This is a genomic window from Arenivirga flava, from assembly GCF_030161575.1.
Classification (GTDB): Bacteria; Actinomycetota; Actinomycetes; order Actinomycetales; family Microbacteriaceae; genus Arenivirga; species Arenivirga flava.
Genome location: NZ_BSUL01000001.1, coordinates 3,088,769 through 3,103,509, shown reverse-complemented (window position 1 = coordinate 3,103,509; position 14,741 = coordinate 3,088,769). Strand labels below are relative to the sequence as shown.

The following is a 14,741-nucleotide window of genomic DNA, read 5'->3' as shown; positions in this document are numbered from 1 at the left end:
GATGCGTTCACCCTCACGTGATCGCCGAGCTCTACACCTCCGCCTTCTGCGGCCCCTGCCACGCGACCCGCGCGGTGCTCGCCGAGGCGTCGCGGCTCGTGCCGGCACTCGAGGTGCGCGAGCTCGACGTGGTGCGCCACGAGGAGCGGGCCGTGGCGGAGTCGATCCGCAACACGCCGACCGTCATCCTGCGCGACGACGCCGGCGCGCAGGTTCTGCGGGCCGAGGGCGTGCCCACCGTGCCGCAGGTGCTGCAGGCGGTGGCCGCGGCGCTGTGACCCGAAGCCGCCGCTCATGGCGGAATGCCCGGTTCCTGACGGAACCGGGCCTTCTTTGTTGACCTCATCATGCTGCACTCGAAAGTGAACCTGCCTGAGGTCACGCTGGGCGACGCTCGCTCTGATCAGCCCATTCGCATCCACGCCATCGATTGGAGGCTTGGCGCTGAGACGGTCGACAAGCTCATTGAGTGGTACAAGACGGGCGAGATCCTGATCGACCTTGCCGAAGAGCATGGCGTCAGTAAGACGGCGCTCGCAGACCTATTCCGTCGCCACGACGTCCAGCTGCGTCGCCGAGCAATTGACGTCTTGACGGCCAAGAACGCCGAGGCGCTCTACGCAGCCGGCCTCTCGCTCGCAGCACTCTCCGAGAAGATGGGGCTCCTCTGACCTGTCCCGGGTTTTCCGGACGGTTCTCGTGTGTTGATCATGCCGCGGCGGGAGCCGCGGTGTGAAGGGTTTCGTACTCGATCGGGGTGACGTAGCCGAGCGCGGAGTGTCGCCGGCGCGGGTTGCAGAACGCCTCGATCCACTCGAGCATCGCGTTCGCGAGCTCGGCCCTGGTGGCCCAGCCTCGCCGGTCGAGGAGCTCGATCTGCATCGAGCCGAAGAACGACTCCATCAGCGCGTCGTCATACGCGGAAGCGACCCGGCCCATCGACCCCATGAGTCCCGCTTCGCGCAGCCGCGACCCGAACAGCCACGACGTGAACTGAGCGCCGCGGTCCGCGTGAACGATCGTGCCGACGGGTTTGCGCCGCCACCTGGCCATGTCGATCGCGTCGACGACGAGTTCAGTGCGCAGGTGATCGGCGATCGACCAGCCCACGCAGCGCCTCGAGAACACGTCGATCACGGCAGCGCAGTACACCCATCCCTCGTCGGTGCGGTGCTGCGTGATGTCCATCACCCAGAGCTTGTCCGGGGCGTCCGCGGCGAAGACCCGCTTCACGTGATCCTCGAACACCGCCGGCAGCCGCCCGGCACCGCCACGACGCCACTTCCGATGGTGAACACCCTGCAACCCGGCCAAGCGCATCAGCCGGCCGACCCGGCCGCGCCCGATCCGCAGCCGCCTGCCGAGGACCAGCTCGGCATGCACCCGCCGCACCCCATACGTTCCTCGCGCGAGCGCATGCAGATCACGGATCGTGTCAATCAGATGCGCATCATCGAAAACACGAGCCGACGGGCCGCGAGAAGCCCACTCGCAGTAACCCGACCTCGACACGTTCAGCACCCGGCAGGCCACCGCGACGGGGAACCCGTCACGGCTGAGCTCGTGGACCAACCGGAACCCTATTTTGGAAGAACGTTCTCCCGCGCGAAAGACGCCGACGCTCGCTTCAGGATCTCGAGCTCCATCGCCTGCACCCGGTTCTCACGCCGCAACCGCACCAGCTCGGCACGCTCGTCCCGAGCCAGCCCCTCGGCACGGCCCTCCTCGACCTCGGACTGCGCCATCCACCGTCGCAGCCCCGACTCGCTGATCCCGAGATCACGAGCGATCTCAGCAACCGGCCTCTCACCCGACCGGGCGAGCTCGACCGCCCTCCGACGGAACTCCTCAGACTTCGCAGCAGGCATCACGGACTCCTGTCCAGGACGACCATCGCCCCAACTCAGGTGCCCGGAAAACCCGGCACAGGTCAGGACACGTCAGTAGGGGTGCCGAGAGAGAGGGTCCCTCTTCCCCCAAAACGTGGGCCACCCCAGTGGCCACCCCAGCAAATTAGGGCTCCGACCAACCGCAGCACCTGAGCGCCACCCCGACAGCGCCGCCGTCACAGCCCGCATGCGCGGGAATGGAGGTCCACCCCGCGGACGAGACGAGGAACCATGACCAGCCTGCACGGCGCCGACACCGAGGCGGAGCTCCTCGAACGCGTCGCCGCGGGTGACACCGCTGCGTTCGCCGAGATCTACGACCGGCACTCACCCACCTTGTACCGCCTCCTCCTTTCCCACGGTTCAGACGGCAACGACGCAGAACGCATCCTCCAAAAAACCTTCCTCGGACTCTGGTTCCTCGCGCCACGACTCCGCAGCAGCATCCCCGCGCGGGAACACCTCGAACACCTACTCGAACAACACCATGCAGGGGCGTGAGGAACGAACTGGTGACAAGTTCGGTTCAGGCCGCGAGTGTGAGCGGCTCGGTTTGCTTGGTCTCGAACTCGATGGGCGTCAACCCGCCGAGGGCGTCCTGAGCGCACTGGCGGTGATACTTCCGCTCGATCCGGACAACGATCGCGAGCCGCAGCTCCTGCCGACTCGCCCACCGCTGCTGGTTGAGAACGTTCGTCTGCAGCAGCGACCAGAACGACTCCATTGCCGCGTTGTCTCCGGCGGCGCCGACTCTGCCCATCGAACCGACCATGTCGTGACGGCGCAGTTCGCGGGCCATGGCCCGGCTGCGAAGTTGGCCGTCTTCAACCGGTCGGCCTGCAGGATGCAGCCGGCAACCTCGCCGCGGCGGGCGACGGCGCCTCGGACGGCGTCGACGGTGAGCTTCGCGGTCATCCGATCCGAGATGGAGCAGCCGACGATCCGGTTCGAGTGGACGTCCTTGATCGCGCAGCAGTAGAATTTGCCCTCGGCAGTGCGATGTTCGGTGATGTCGGTGAGCCAGAGTCGGTTCGGCGCGTCGGCGCGGAACACCCGTTGCACGTGATCGTCGAACACCGGCGGGCCGGCCTTCCTGCCCTTCCCGCAGCGGCGGCGCTGCGCGGACGAGAGCATCCCGGCCTGAGAGCACAGCTTCCACGCAGTCCGCCGACTCATCCGCCACCCTGCCCGCCGCGCCTCATCGGCCAAGTAGCGGTAGCCGAACGTCGGATCGTCGACGTGGTGCGCGTCATGCAGCGCGTTGATCCGATACGCGCGGAGCACATCGGCGTCCCGGACCGGGTCGTTGCGCCAGCGGTAGTAGGGCTGTCTTGCGAACTTGAGGACCCGGCACGACACGGTCACGGGAATCCCCGCGTCGGCGAGCTCAGCAACGAGCGGGCACGTCATGTTGGGGAGCCACCGAGTTTCAGGTTCGCCTGCGACAGATACGCCGCCCTCGCGGCGTCTCGCGACCGCGACGACATCCTCGCGGAACTCCCGGGGATAGGGGCCGGGCATGATGACATCCTTCCCGCCAGCGCCTCCCGGCACTAACGATCAGTTGTCACCACTTCGTTCCTCACGCCTGAGCGTTTACGGCGCTCGAGGAGCCACTCCGGGAAGTACGTGCCGGAGCGCAGCTTCGGGATCGCGACATCGATCGTGCCGGCCCTCGTGTCGAGGTCGCGGTGCCGGCACCGGCGACTGGAAGGACGAGTACAACCGTCACCGCCGGGACTCATCGCTCGGCTACTTGCCCCAGCCGAGTACGCTCGGCTACTTGCCCCCAGCCGAGTACGCTCGGCAATGCACCCATCACATCGAAACCGACGACTCACAGAACGTCCGGACCGAATGAAGGGGTGGCCCACCGGCTCTACCGAGCATCGAGCCGGATCATCGACGCATGGCAGAGACCGCAGTCGAATCGCTCGCTTCACTCATCGAACGAAGCACGGTTGCCATGCCGCGCAGAGTACAAAGCTCTTTCAAGCTGGTCGAGGGCGGCTCTTCCTGACGAAAGCTCGATATCATGAACGTGCCGTACCCGTCGAATCAGGAGCGTCGACGCATTAGCGGCGGTCCCTGATGTCCACGGAAGAAATCGCTTCACACCGTTCTTGGATTGCATCTACCACGGCTCGGGTCGCGGCCCTGCTTCTTGAGGAGCGAGACGACAAGAGGCTGATCGAACGCTCGGGTAGCTCCGGGAGCCGCGTGAGTGCAACTGGCACGTCGTCGGGTACCGCAAGCGCCGGCAGCAAGGCTACGACTCCGCGCTCGAGAACGGCATCGATGAGGAGATCATCGCTCGTGAACCGACCAATCACGTCTGGCACGAAATCGGCTCGCGCAGCGGCCGATTCAAGCAGGTCTGAAAGATACGTGCCGGGGCGATTTGATGCCCAGCGCGCGGATGCAAGAGCGCGAAGCTCCTGCTCACGGTGCTCCATGAACGGGTGATCCTTCGCTGAGACCACAACGACGGGGTCGTTCAAGAGCAGTCCCGATGCGGAGCCGCTCGTGTCTCCCGCCGGCGTCAGGTCAGCAATCACGGCAAGATCGAGCATCCCAGCATGCAACGCCGGCCGGCTCTCGTGCGGGTCGAGCTCACTGATCTCGATGCGCAGGCGCGGCCATCGCTTCTCAAGACGTCGCAAAGCCGGTATGACAATGCGGTTCAGAGCGCTGCTGAACGCCGCCAGGCGAACGGTACCTACCGGCTCGTCGACCCCTTCGGTGACCTCGGCCCGCGCCAAATCCATGAGTTCGAGAATCTCGCGACTTCGTCGCACGAGCACACGCCCTGGAGGCGTCAGAACCAGGCCACGGCCATGTCGCTCGAGCAAGGCGGCGCCGACTTCGCGTTCAAGAAGGGAAAGCTGCTGGGAGACCGAGGACGGACTCAGGCGCTGAGCGTCGGCGACTCCGCGCACCGTGCCGTTCTCGGCAAATGCGATGAGAAGGCGCAATCGACGAGGCTCAAGCATAAGAACAACCGTTCGTTTCGAGTGAACAAAGTGTTGCATATGTTCCCCTTGGACGAACGCCGAGTGCCACATAGTCTCGGTCGGTCTGCAATTTTCACAAAGGATTGGTTTGCCCGCGCTCTCGTTTTCCCGCATCGCGGCACCGGCAGTCGTCGGCGGTGTCTTCTGTCTGCAACTCGGTGGGGCCATTGCACGCCAGCATTTCGAGGATGTCGGGGCCATCGGCGCCACCTTCCTCAGATTGCTTATCGCCGCGATCATCCTGATGATCCTCATGAGGCCACGCATGTTCCGGTGGGACCGGTCGACCTGGCTTGCTGCAGTGCTACTTGGGCTTGCGCTTGGGGCAATGAATCAACTCATTTATCTAGCGATGGATCGCATTCCTTTAGGGATAGCCATCACGATCGAATTCCTCGGGCCGCTAACACTCGCTCTTGTGCAGCTGCGTCGTTGGGTCGAGTTTGTCTGGGCTGCTCTCGCCTTGTTCGGCGTGGTACTCATTGGCTTTCAAATAGTCGACGGGCTCGACGCTTTCGGCGTTCTTCTCGCCCTCGCCGCGGGTGCGTGTTGGGCAGGGTACATCTTGGCAAGCGCCAATCTCAGCCGTCGGTCCAAAGCTGGTAGTGGCGGGCTCGCCGTGTCGATGCTCGTCGGAGCGATTGCGGCCGCGCCTCTCGGAGCAGGCGATGCATCACAGGCACTGCGCGACCCCGTCCTGCTACTCATCTTCGTTGCGGTGGCACTGATGTCTTCGGTGGTGCCTTATTCCATCGAGTTGAAGGCGTTACGAACGCTTCCAACTTACGTGTTCGGAGTACTTCAAAGCTTTGGCCCTGCCGCTGGAGCGGTGGCCGGATACCTTGTTCTGGCCGAAGCACTTCGCTGGCAGGAAGTCGTCGCGCTAGCGCTGGTGAGTGGTGCGAGCATCGGGATCTCGTTGTCGGCAAGAAGACGATGACTGCAAAACTACTTGTGCTTGCGAACGAACAGTTCGAGTGCATTTCATCGCTGAGACGGAGCTCTTGCGCTGGGCATCCCGCAAGCAGATCTGGACCTTCGGCGACCTGGTCGAGGGCGTCAAGGGTTACCCCTTGAAGGCGAACCGCGCCTGGCTGCGCGCGCACGGCATCGCGGCCACGATCCCCGAGCGCAACGACCAGATCGCCCACCGCCGCAAGCGCCCGGGCCAACCAATCGATTTCGGCGACGCGCAGAAGGAGTGCTACACGGGACGCAACGTCGTCGAGCGCTGCTTCAACACGCTCAAGCAGTGGCGCGGCATCGCGATGCGCTCAGACAAGACCGCCCGCAACTACCACGCTGCGATCTGCCTCGCCGCGACCCTCCAATGAGTTCAGCAACATGTCCTAGCAGGCAGCCACGCGACGAGAGGTCGACGCGCTGCTCGAGCAGCGAGGCGCGCACCGCAAGTCGCTCCGCAGCCGGCGCCGTTGTCAAGGCGGTCCCGAATCCAGCGTGGGCAAGCCGATAGAATTCGTGGGCGGCGCCGAAGTCCACCGCCGAATGGCGACGGCACGGTTTCCCATCGGTGCGCAGCGGGCGTCTTTTTGCCCGAATCGCGGATGCGGGCGGCTCCGACCACGGCGCCGCCCGCGCTCCGCTTCAGATCGCCGTCAAGCGGAGGGCGATGTAGGGCCGACCAGGCAGGTCGATACGGAAGCGGCCGCGGTAGCTGCCCTCCATCCGCTCGATCGTCATGCCCCAGGTGTCGATCACATCGATGACGTACTCGTGAGCCGGGTCGAGCAGGAACCGGCGGTAGCTCGGCTGGAAGAAGCCGAAGTAGTAGAGCAGCTGCGCGCCCTCGGCGCCGGCGCGCTGGATGTCCCAGTCGACGGTGCTCGGCTCGAGGTCGCCCGGATGCTCCTGCATGATCCGGTGCAGGAACCCAATGCGCTCGGGGCTCGTACCGCGCAGCTCGCCGCCCTTGGCCCACCAGAGCACGTCGTCGGGGTGCACGTAGGTCTCACCATGGCCCACGTAACCTCCGCGGATCGCGCCCTCCCAGAACCGCCGGGTCATCTCCTCTCCGGTGATGTTGCCCCACCCCTGGTCGATGTCGCCCTCGTAGGCGCATTCGTCGACCACGACCGGCTTGCCGAAGCGGCGCCACTCGGTGACCATCTCGGCGGTCTTCACGATGTCCTGACGTTGGATGCTCGCGTGGGTGATCCACGGACGTGTCTGGTCGTAGAACTCGCGGCAGTTGTGGATCGAGCGCAGATGGTCGCTCGGGTCGTCGCGTTGGATGATGCCGGCGAAGCGCTCCCAGTCGTCCTCGCTCTTGCCGGGCAGCAGGTCGTACTCGTTGGCGAGCGACCACCAGACATTCGCGAAGGACGCCAGCCTGGCCACCGCGTAAGCGACGTAGCGGTCGTCGGCCACCGGGTCCATGGTCGAGAAGCCCCAGCGGTCGTAGGCGTGGAACAGGATGAGGTCGGCTTCGATGCCGAGCCTGCCGAGCTGCTCGATGCGGTGCTCGAGGCGACGCCACGATGACGGGTCGAAGCGCTGGTGATCGAAGCCCTCCTCGACGGAGCCGACGAAGGGGAAGCGCTCGGGCTCGTTCTCGTTGAAGAGGTAGGCCTTGGGGAAGACGCACATGCGGATCTTGTTGAACGGGCCGTTCGCGAGGGAGCGCAGCGTCTGCTCCTCGAGCGCGTCACCCTGATGGTTCCAGACGTAGGCCGTCGTGCCGATCGGCCGGTGCACGGTGCCGTCAGCGTGCGCGAAGTGATGCGTGCCGCGCACTCGGACCGGGCCGTGCGCGCCCGTCGCCGCGGGAACCACTGAGAAGGCGCCCTCGTGGCCGTCGAGGCTGGCCGCGTTGCTGCGGGTGGCGAAGCGGTACTCGCCCTCCTCCTCCGGCAGGTAGCGCAGCCGGTAGACGCCGTCGCCGTCGTAGAAGCCCGGCACCTCCCATCGGCGCGCTCCCGGCCCCTCGATGCGGGCGCGCAGCTCGACGTCGACGAAGGGGTTGCCGTGGCTGGGCCCCCGCAGCTCGAGCTCGAAGCGCCCGTAGAGGCTCACCTCGGCGGTGTGCGATGCACGAGCGGACGCGCGTGGCGCGCTCTCGTAGCCGGCGGAGGGCACCGTGTAGCGCTCGCGCTGCGGTTCGGGCGCCGTCAGGGTCAGGTCGATCGCGGCGACCTGGGCCAGCAGCGCGGAGCGCTGCTCCGGAGCGAGCGATTCCTCGGTGCCGACGACACGGCCGATCGGGAACCCGTGCAGGGTGTGCAGGATCGAGCTGCCGACCAGCTCGGGCAGGGCGCGCTGCACGATCTCGTGGCCGCGGGGATCGGCGAGCACCCGCATGAGCGGTGTGGTCTCGTCGAAGCGGGCGGGGGCGGTGGTGCTCACGGGGTTAACCCTTCACGGCGCCGGCGAAGGCGCCCTCGACGAAGTAGCGCTGGAACATCAGGTAGACGATCAGCACAGGCAGCATGGACATGATGGTGAAGGCATTCAGCGGGCCGTAGGAGCTCGTGAACTGCGATTGGAAGCCCTGCAGGGCAAGCGGGATGGTCCACGACTCCTGGCTCTGCAGCAAGGCGAGGCCGATCGAGTACTCGTTCCAGGTGGCGACGAAGTCGAGGATGAAGAGCGCGGCGAGAGCAGGCTTCGCCAACGGCAGGATGATCGTCAGGAACAGGCGCCAGTTGCCCGCGCCGTCCATCCGCGCGCTCTCGTCGATCTCCTCCGGGATCTGCCGGAAGAAGCCGTACAGGATGAAGGTCTGGTAGGGCAGCCCGAAGGCGAGGTACGGCAGGATCACGCCGATGTGCGTGCTCAGGAGGCCAAGGCCGTTGATCACCTGGAACAGCGGGGCGATGGCCACTTGGATCGGCACCATGGCGCCCATCGCGATGACGCCCATGAGCAGACGCTGCCGCTTGAAGCGCAGTCGCGAGAGGGCGAAGGCGGCGGCCGCCGAGAGGAAGAGGCCGAGCGGCACCTTGACCAGGGCGATGATGAGGCTGTTGCCGCCCGCGGTGAGCAGGTTGCCGCGATCGAGCGCCTCGACGTAGTTGCCCCACTCGGGGTTCCACGGCGGCACGAACGCCGGGGTGCCGAAGATGTCGGGTTCGCTCTTGAGCGAGGTGAACACCATGAAGATCAGCGGCACGGCCCAGATGAGCACGGCGACGAGCAGCGCGATCCAGAGCCCGACGCGGACCCAGTCGCGCGGCTGGCGGCCGAAGGGGCGGCGGCGCGAGGGGCGCACCGCCGAGGGGGCGACGGGGACGGTGACGACGCTCACGAGTTCTTCTCCTGTCTGGCGGTCCAGACCATGTACGGCACGACGATGACGAGGGTGACGACCAGCAGCACGGTCGCGATGGCGTTGCCCATGCCGTACTCGTGGTTGCCGAAGCTCTGCTGGAACGACCACAGCGCGAGCACCTGGGTCTGCTGCGCGGGCCCGCCGCCGGTCATGCCGACGATGAGGTCGAAGACCTTGATCGAGTTGATGATGGTGAGCACGAGCACGACGACCGTGGTGGGGCGCAGCGCCGGCCACGTCACGTTGCGGAACACCTGCCAGGCGTTGGCGCCGTCCAGCTTGGCGGCCTCGATGTGCTCGGGCGTCACGCCCTGCAGACCGGCGAGGAAGAGCACCATGTTGGTGCCGGCGATCTGCCAGACGAAGGCGGCGAAGATCGAGTAGAGGGCGAGGTTCTTGTCGCCGAGCCACTGGATCTCACCCAGCCAGGGTGCGTTGAGTAGGTCGGCGAGAGTCTGACCGACGCCGTAGTTCGGGTTGTACATCCAGCGCCACATGTTGGCAATGGCGATGGGCGCGAGCACGCCCGGGATGTAGAAGATCGAGCGGAAGGCGTTGCGCCCGAACAACGGGCGGTTCAGGGCCAGTGCCATCACGAGGCCCAGACCCAGCGGGATGAAGAGCGACAGCACGACCCAGACGAGCGTGTTCGAGAAGGCGGTCCAGAACACCGGGTCCTGCGTGAAGATGCGCACGTAGTTCCTGATGCCGACGAACTCTTGCGGCGCGCCCTGGAAGCCGCTCCACTCGAAGAAGCTGAGGCGGATCGACTCGACCATCGGCCCGACTACGAAGACGGCGTAGGCGGCGAGCGCCGGGGCGAGGAACGGCAGGGCGGCGACGAAGCCGGTGCGGGTGACCCGGGCGGCGCGCTTGCGGACCGGGGAGGGATGCGCGCGGCGCGCGGGCGCGGCGGTTGCGGTCATGAGGAGCCTCTCGACGACGGTGTCGGGCGTGGGGTGATGAGGGATGCGGGGCGGGCGCGCGGCGCCCGCCCCGCGCCGATCACTGCTGGTCGATGAACTGCTGGAACTCGGCGCCGGCGTCTGCCGGGTCGAGATCGCCGGTGGCGACCAGATTCTGGATGCGCCAGTACTCGGTGGTCTCGGCCAACGACAGGTTCTGGTCGTTGTTCATGTAGACACCGGTCGCGTTCTCGGCGATCGGGGTCCAGGCCGCGTCGAGCTCGCTCTGGCCCTCCGACTGCACTGCGGTGTTGACCGAGCGGCTGCCGAACGCGGCGATGAAGGTCTGCTGCGCCTCCTCACCCGTCAGGTAGTCGAGGAACCTCGCGGCCTCGTCCGGGTGCTCGCTGTTCGCCGAGATGTAGTTGTTCTCGTTGAACCCGTAGATCCGGCCCGAGCCGGTCGGGAAGGCGAACAGGCCCACGGTGGATTCGTCCATGCCGTTGTCGCGGATCGCCTGGTTGAACCAGTCGCCCTCGAGCGCCATCGCAGCCTCGCCGGAGTAGAACAGCGCGCTCGCCTCGTCGTTGTTGATCGAGACGAACCCGGGGTTCAGGTAGTCGCTCGTCCACGTCGCGAACTCCTCGAACGTCGCCGTGACGCAGTCCTCGTCGGCCCAGCTGGCCTCCTTGGTGACGAGTGCCTGGTAGCCGTCCTCGCCGCACTCCGTCTCGAGCAGGCTGTCGAGCAGGCGCATGACGTGCCAGTTGACGGTGCCACCGAACTCGATCGGGATGATGCCGGCGTCGGCCAGCTTCTGCGCGTCCTCGACGAGTTCGTCGTAGGTCGCGGGCGGCGCGTCGATGCCCGCCTGCGCGAAGAGCTCCTTGTTGTAGAAGACGGCCTCGGTCCGCTGCGTGTAGGGCACGCCGTCGTAGCCGCCGTACTGGGTGACGGTCGAAAGAGTGGTGTCGCTGAAGCGGTCCGCCCAGCCGTACTCCTCGTAGTACGGCTCGAGATCGAGGCTGGCGCCGGCTTCGATGAACTCGCCGCCGAGGCCGGGCCCGGCCCAGGAGAAGAAGATGTCGGGGGCACCGCTCGTGCCGAGCGTGGTGCGCAGCGCGTCCTTGTGCGCGTCGACCGCGCGCTCCTCGACCTTGACGACGATGTCGGGGTTTGCGGCTTCGAAATCGTCGACGATCGTGGTGATCGCGGCGTTGGCGGTCTCGGCGGTCTCGTTGAGCTTGAACCAGGTGACCTCGGTCCTTCCCGCGGCGTCGCCGCCGGAGGAGCAGGCGGCGGTGCCGGCGAGCACGATGGAGGCGGCCAGGATGGCGCCGGTCTTGATGGCTGTACGCGTCATTGCGTCCTTCTCTCGATGCACGACGTCGTCGTCGGATGCACTGGCGACGGCGATGTCGTCGGACCAGGGTGGCCCGACGGGGTGCAGCTAAGTTATCGATAACCTATGCACCGGTCAACCACTTCGCAGAAGTCCCGTTCGACGAGATCGATGCGGGACCGAGCGACGGATAGACTCCGCGACGAGTGACGGCGATTCGCGACCGCCGCGCTCGCAGGCTCACCCGAGGAGGTCGCGATGGCGCAGTCGAAGCGCGTGCCGAAGACGCCCCGGCCGAGCATGGTCGACGTCGGCAATCACGCCGGCGTCTCGGCCCAGAGCGTCTCCCGGTATTTCACCGGCAAGGGCTACGTGAGCGACGAGGCTCGCGAGCGCATCGCCGAGGCCATCGCCGCGCTCGGATACGTGCGCAACCAGGTCGCTCGCAACTTGCGGGTCGACCGCACCGACACCATCGGCGTGCTCTGCCTCGGCCCGCTCAACTACGGCAACGCCGAGATCGTTTCGGGTCTCAGCGCCGAGGCGCAGACCGCCGGGTACTCGCTCATCATCACCCAGCTGGAACTCGAGCGCGGCGACCCCGCCGGGCTGGAGCAGGCGCAACACGCGATCGACCGCTTCCTCGGCTTCCAGGTCGACGGGGTCGTGCTGACCACGCCGTTCCCCGGCACGGATCTGCTGCTCGACCGCATCGCGCCGGACCTGCCCGTCGTAGCCATGGCCGCGCGCTCCGAGGACCCCAAGCACACGGTGGTCACCACTGCGAGCTCCTACTCGGCCGGACTTCAAGCCACCCGGCACCTGCTCGCCCTCGGGCACACGCGGATCCTGCATCTCGCCGGTCCGCCCGGCCGTAACGAGACCTACGAGCGCGAACGCGGCTACCACGATGCCCTCGCCGAGGCCGGTGTCGAACCGCTGCCCGTGCTGCCCCAGCGCGACTGGAGCGCCGAAGGCGGCCACGACTCGGGGGCCTCGGTCGATCCCGCCGACTTCACCGCGATCTTCGCGGCCAACGACGAGATCGCGCTCGGCTTCATGAGCGCCATGCGCGAACGCGGCTACCACGCGCCCGGCGACTATTCGATTATCGGCGTCGACGATATGGCCGAGGCCGCCTACTTTGCACCGCCGCTCACCACGATGCGGCTCGACTTTCGCTCGCTCGGGCGGCAGACGCTGCGCATGATGCTCTCGCGCATACGTGATGGAGAACCGGCGCACGGCTTCGTCATCGAGGCTGAATTGATCCAACGAGCATCCACCGCCCCTCCCCCACCTTCGCCAAACTCATGATCGACGCAACTGGGGCGGCCCCGACAGAATCAACATCATCGGACAAGCAATACATCATTCCGCCAGGCGCACCAGTACCGGCACACGAGCCCGCCTAAGTCGCACCCCCGCGGCTCTGGCGCGTGGTCCGCGTCTCGCGCGCTGCTGCAAACGGCGGTTGCTGCCAACCATGTAGCGCGCCGACGAAAGCTCCGACGAGCCGTCCCGTGATCTGATCACCATCGAGGAGTTCGGTGTCGCGAAGGTCGAAGACCTCGCGGGGGTCGAAGAGGATGTTCCAGAGGAACAAGCCGACGTCGCCGGGGTCAGCGATATCGAGTTCTCTTGCAGCGCTTCTGATGGGCTCGTGGAGAGCTTCCGCCTGGGCGGTAAGATAGCCAGCACCTGATCGCAGTCGGCGCAGGTAACCGTCATCTGAGCGCGTATGCACCATGACCACGCCGTGGGCGAGCACAAGGCGCACCCATTCTTCGCACACGAGATACAACCAGCGTTGCCCAGCGTCAGGCAGTGAACGGCTGTAGGCGCGGAGCTGCTCGCCAACCTCCGTGCGATAGGCGGCAAACAGGTCTGCCACTGAACTGAAGTGGCGGTAGGCAGTCGCGGCGGACACTCCTGCTCGCTCGGCAATATCGGACATCCTCACGGGAGCGCCGGACCACCAGTCGAGTTCGCCAGCTGCGCGCAGGAGATGACGCCGGTTGCGCTCGGTATCGCTCCGCATGCCATCCGCCCCCTTGCGAGATGACAGACCGCGCCGTCATCGATGATGCAGATGAGATTAGGTTCCCGTTTCACCCTCGTCAAGGACGTTCAGCCGGAGAGCGCTCGCTCCCGAGGCGTTGTCGTTTCGGCATTGTTTCGCCCGCGTTCCAGGGTCATGCAGCTTCTAAAAAAGCCTTGACGGGGGCCACCTAGTAATTGAGAGTGATCTCTCAATACGGACTGGAGTCGCATCTTCAATCTGTGGAGGTCTGCCAAAGGAGGCACGGTGAAGCAACGCATGCTCGAGACCGAAATCGATGACGACCTTTCGGCAGCTCCCTCTGCACCACTGGATCAGCTCCCTGTGAAACTTCCTCCGCCGCGACGGCGACGTCGCAGCCTCGTCGCCCTGGTGTTCCTGTTGCCGTGGCTCATCGGCATGATCGGTATCACGCTCGGGCCGATGATCGCGTCGCTGCTGCTGTCGTTCACGGACTACAACTTTCTCCGCGCCCCGGAGTGGGTCGGCATTGACAACTACGCGCGCATATTCGCCGATGACCCGCGCTTTCTCACCTCGCTCGGGGTCACCTTCACGTACGTGGTCGTTTCGGTCCCGCTGCAACTGGCGTTCGCGCTCGGGATCGCGGTGCTGCTCAACCAGGGCCTTCGCGGGTTGGCGTTCTACCGGTCCGTCTACTACCTGCCGTCACTGCTCGGCACGAGCGTTGCGATCGCGATCCTGTGGCGTCAGATCTTCGGCGCAGATGGGCTCTTCAACCAGCTGCTCGGCCTGGCGGGTTTCGAGGACCTCCCGAACTGGATCGCAACGCCGGAGCTGGCCTTGGGCACCCTCATCACGCTCAACGTCTGGACTTTCGGCTCACCCATGGTGATCTTCCTCGCGGGACTCCGACAGGTGCCGTCGGAGCTCTACGAGGCCGCAGCGGTCGATGGCGCCGGGCGGTGGACCCGGTTCGCGAGGATCACGATCCCCATGATCAGCCCGGTCATCTTCTTCAACCTCATCTTGCAGATGATCGGCGCCTTCCAGACCTTCACGCAGGCGTACATCGTCTCGGGTGGCTCCGGCGGTCCGGTCGATTCGACACTGTTCTACACGCTGTACCTCTACCAGAAGGCCTTCCGTGACTTCGACATGGGCTACGCGTCCGCCATGGCCTGGATCCTGCTGCTCATCATCGCCCTGTTCACCTGGCTGGCGTTCGCGACGTCGAACCGCTGGGTCCACTACGGAGAGGACTGACCCCGTGGCTCTCG

General features: G+C 65.9%; 15 protein-coding genes and 2 pseudogenes. 7 read left to right on the top strand and 10 right to left on the bottom strand.

Going from position 1 to position 14,741, the window contains the following annotated elements; translation table 11 throughout:
• The first annotated feature begins 17 nt into the window (after positions 1-17).
• Together QQK26_RS15290 and QQK26_RS15285 are read left to right on the top strand one after the other, a co-directional pair.
• The gene (locus tag QQK26_RS15290) at positions 18-278 is read left to right on the top strand and encodes a thioredoxin family protein (RefSeq protein WP_284234312.1); all 261 of its coding nucleotides are present in this window, start codon (positions 18-20) and stop codon (positions 276-278) included.
• 84 nt (positions 279-362) lie between these two features.
• The gene (locus tag QQK26_RS15285) at positions 363-671 is read left to right on the top strand and encodes a hypothetical protein (RefSeq protein WP_284234310.1); all 309 of its coding nucleotides are present in this window, start codon (positions 363-365) and stop codon (positions 669-671) included.
• A gap of 37 nt (positions 672-708) precedes the next feature.
• Here the strand turns inward: QQK26_RS15285 and QQK26_RS15280 are convergent, their stop codons facing one another.
• Both QQK26_RS15280 and QQK26_RS15275 read right to left on the bottom strand, forming a co-directional pair.
• On the bottom strand, positions 709-1,572 hold the full coding sequence (locus QQK26_RS15280; RefSeq protein WP_284234308.1) for an IS3 family transposase: 864 nt from the start codon (positions 1,570-1,572) through the stop codon (positions 709-711).
• Between the two features lie 8 nt (positions 1,573-1,580).
• Positions 1,581-1,868, bottom strand: a complete 288-nt coding sequence (locus tag QQK26_RS15275; RefSeq protein ID WP_284234306.1) for a transposase — start codon at positions 1,866-1,868, stop codon at positions 1,581-1,583.
• Between the two features lie 252 nt (positions 1,869-2,120).
• Here QQK26_RS15275 and QQK26_RS15270 point away from each other — a divergent pair, with 252 nt between their 5' ends.
• Positions 2,121-2,390 carry a sigma factor gene (locus QQK26_RS15270; RefSeq protein WP_284234304.1) on the top strand — a complete coding sequence of 90 codons (270 nt, stop codon included), beginning with the start codon at positions 2,121-2,123 and terminating at the stop codon, positions 2,388-2,390.
• 25 nt (positions 2,391-2,415) lie between these two features.
• On the opposite strand, the pseudogene QQK26_RS15265 reads toward QQK26_RS15270, so the two are convergent.
• The 3 genes and pseudogenes from QQK26_RS15265 to QQK26_RS15255 form a co-directional block, all read right to left on the bottom strand.
• A pseudogene (locus QQK26_RS15265) lies at positions 2,416-3,410 on the bottom strand (IS3 family transposase).
• Positions 3,411-3,478: 68 nt separating this feature from the next.
• A pseudogene (locus QQK26_RS15260) lies at positions 3,479-3,586 on the bottom strand (transposase); the annotation flags it as partial.
• A 378-nt stretch (positions 3,587-3,964) separates the two neighbouring features.
• A complete protein-coding gene (locus QQK26_RS15255) occupies positions 3,965-4,864 on the bottom strand; it encodes a LysR family transcriptional regulator (protein ID WP_284234303.1) in 900 nt (299 codons plus the stop codon).
• 127 nt (positions 4,865-4,991) lie between these two features.
• Between QQK26_RS15255 and QQK26_RS15250 the strand changes: the two genes are divergently transcribed.
• Together QQK26_RS15250 and QQK26_RS15245 are read left to right on the top strand one after the other, a co-directional pair.
• The gene (locus tag QQK26_RS15250; RefSeq protein ID WP_284234301.1) at positions 4,992-5,843 is read left to right on the top strand and encodes an EamA family transporter; all 852 of its coding nucleotides are present in this window, start codon (positions 4,992-4,994) and stop codon (positions 5,841-5,843) included.
• Positions 5,800-6,237, top strand: coding sequence for a transposase (locus QQK26_RS15245; protein ID WP_348520036.1), 438 nt, complete (start codon positions 5,800-5,802; stop codon positions 6,235-6,237). The genes QQK26_RS15250 and QQK26_RS15245 overlap by 44 nt, the downstream gene beginning before the upstream one ends.
• A gap of 271 nt (positions 6,238-6,508) precedes the next feature.
• Here QQK26_RS15245 and QQK26_RS15240 read toward each other — a convergent pair whose 3' ends face one another.
• From QQK26_RS15240 to QQK26_RS15225, 4 genes are all read right to left on the bottom strand, one after another.
• Positions 6,509-8,266, bottom strand: coding sequence for a DUF5605 domain-containing protein (locus tag QQK26_RS15240; RefSeq protein ID WP_284234298.1), 1,758 nt, complete (start codon positions 8,264-8,266; stop codon positions 6,509-6,511).
• Positions 8,267-8,270: 4 nt separating this feature from the next.
• Positions 8,271-9,167 (bottom strand): carbohydrate ABC transporter permease, encoded by an 897-nt coding sequence (locus QQK26_RS15235; RefSeq protein ID WP_284234296.1) that lies wholly within the window; start codon positions 9,165-9,167, stop codon positions 8,271-8,273.
• Positions 9,164-10,117, bottom strand: coding sequence for a carbohydrate ABC transporter permease (locus tag QQK26_RS15230; protein ID WP_284234294.1), 954 nt, complete (start codon positions 10,115-10,117; stop codon positions 9,164-9,166). The genes QQK26_RS15235 and QQK26_RS15230 overlap by 4 nt, the downstream gene beginning before the upstream one ends.
• A 79-nt stretch (positions 10,118-10,196) precedes the next feature.
• A complete protein-coding gene (locus QQK26_RS15225) occupies positions 10,197-11,459 on the bottom strand; it encodes an ABC transporter substrate-binding protein (protein WP_284234292.1) in 1,263 nt (420 codons plus the stop codon).
• Positions 11,460-11,696: 237 nt separating this feature from the next.
• On the opposite strand from QQK26_RS15225, the gene QQK26_RS15220 reads away from it, so the two are divergent.
• A complete protein-coding gene (locus tag QQK26_RS15220) occupies positions 11,697-12,755 on the top strand; it encodes a LacI family DNA-binding transcriptional regulator (RefSeq protein ID WP_284234290.1) in 1,059 nt (352 codons plus the stop codon).
• Positions 12,756-12,849: 94 nt separating this feature from the next.
• Here the strand turns inward: QQK26_RS15220 and QQK26_RS15215 are convergent, their stop codons facing one another.
• The gene (locus tag QQK26_RS15215) at positions 12,850-13,479 is read right to left on the bottom strand and encodes a TetR/AcrR family transcriptional regulator (RefSeq protein WP_284234288.1); all 630 of its coding nucleotides are present in this window, start codon (positions 13,477-13,479) and stop codon (positions 12,850-12,852) included.
• 267 nt (positions 13,480-13,746) lie between these two features.
• Between QQK26_RS15215 and QQK26_RS15210 the strand changes: the two genes are divergently transcribed.
• Positions 13,747-14,727: a carbohydrate ABC transporter permease gene (locus QQK26_RS15210; RefSeq protein ID WP_284234286.1), complete on the top strand. Its 981-nt coding sequence runs from the start codon at positions 13,747-13,749 to the stop codon at positions 14,725-14,727.
• Positions 14,728-14,741: the final 14 nt, after the last annotated feature.

Bases quoted from the DNA above. Each gene is read 5' to 3' on its own strand.
- QQK26_RS15270 (WP_284234304.1), top strand. From the start codon at position 2,121: ATGACCAGCCTGCACGGCGCCGACACCGAGGCGGAGCTCCTCGAACGC.
- QQK26_RS15225 (WP_284234292.1), bottom strand. From the start codon at position 11,459: ATGACGCGTACAGCCATCAAGACCGGCGCCATCCTGGCCGCCTCCATC.
- QQK26_RS15220 (WP_284234290.1), top strand. From the start codon at position 11,697: ATGGCGCAGTCGAAGCGCGTGCCGAAGACGCCCCGGCCGAGCATGGTC.
- QQK26_RS15215 (WP_284234288.1), bottom strand. From the start codon at position 13,479: ATGCGGAGCGATACCGAGCGCAACCGGCGTCATCTCCTGCGCGCAGCT.
- QQK26_RS15275 (WP_284234306.1), bottom strand. From the start codon at position 1,868: ATGCCTGCTGCGAAGTCTGAGGAGTTCCGTCGGAGGGCGGTCGAGCTC.
- QQK26_RS15230 (WP_284234294.1), bottom strand. From the start codon at position 10,117: ATGACCGCAACCGCCGCGCCCGCGCGCCGCGCGCATCCCTCCCCGGTC.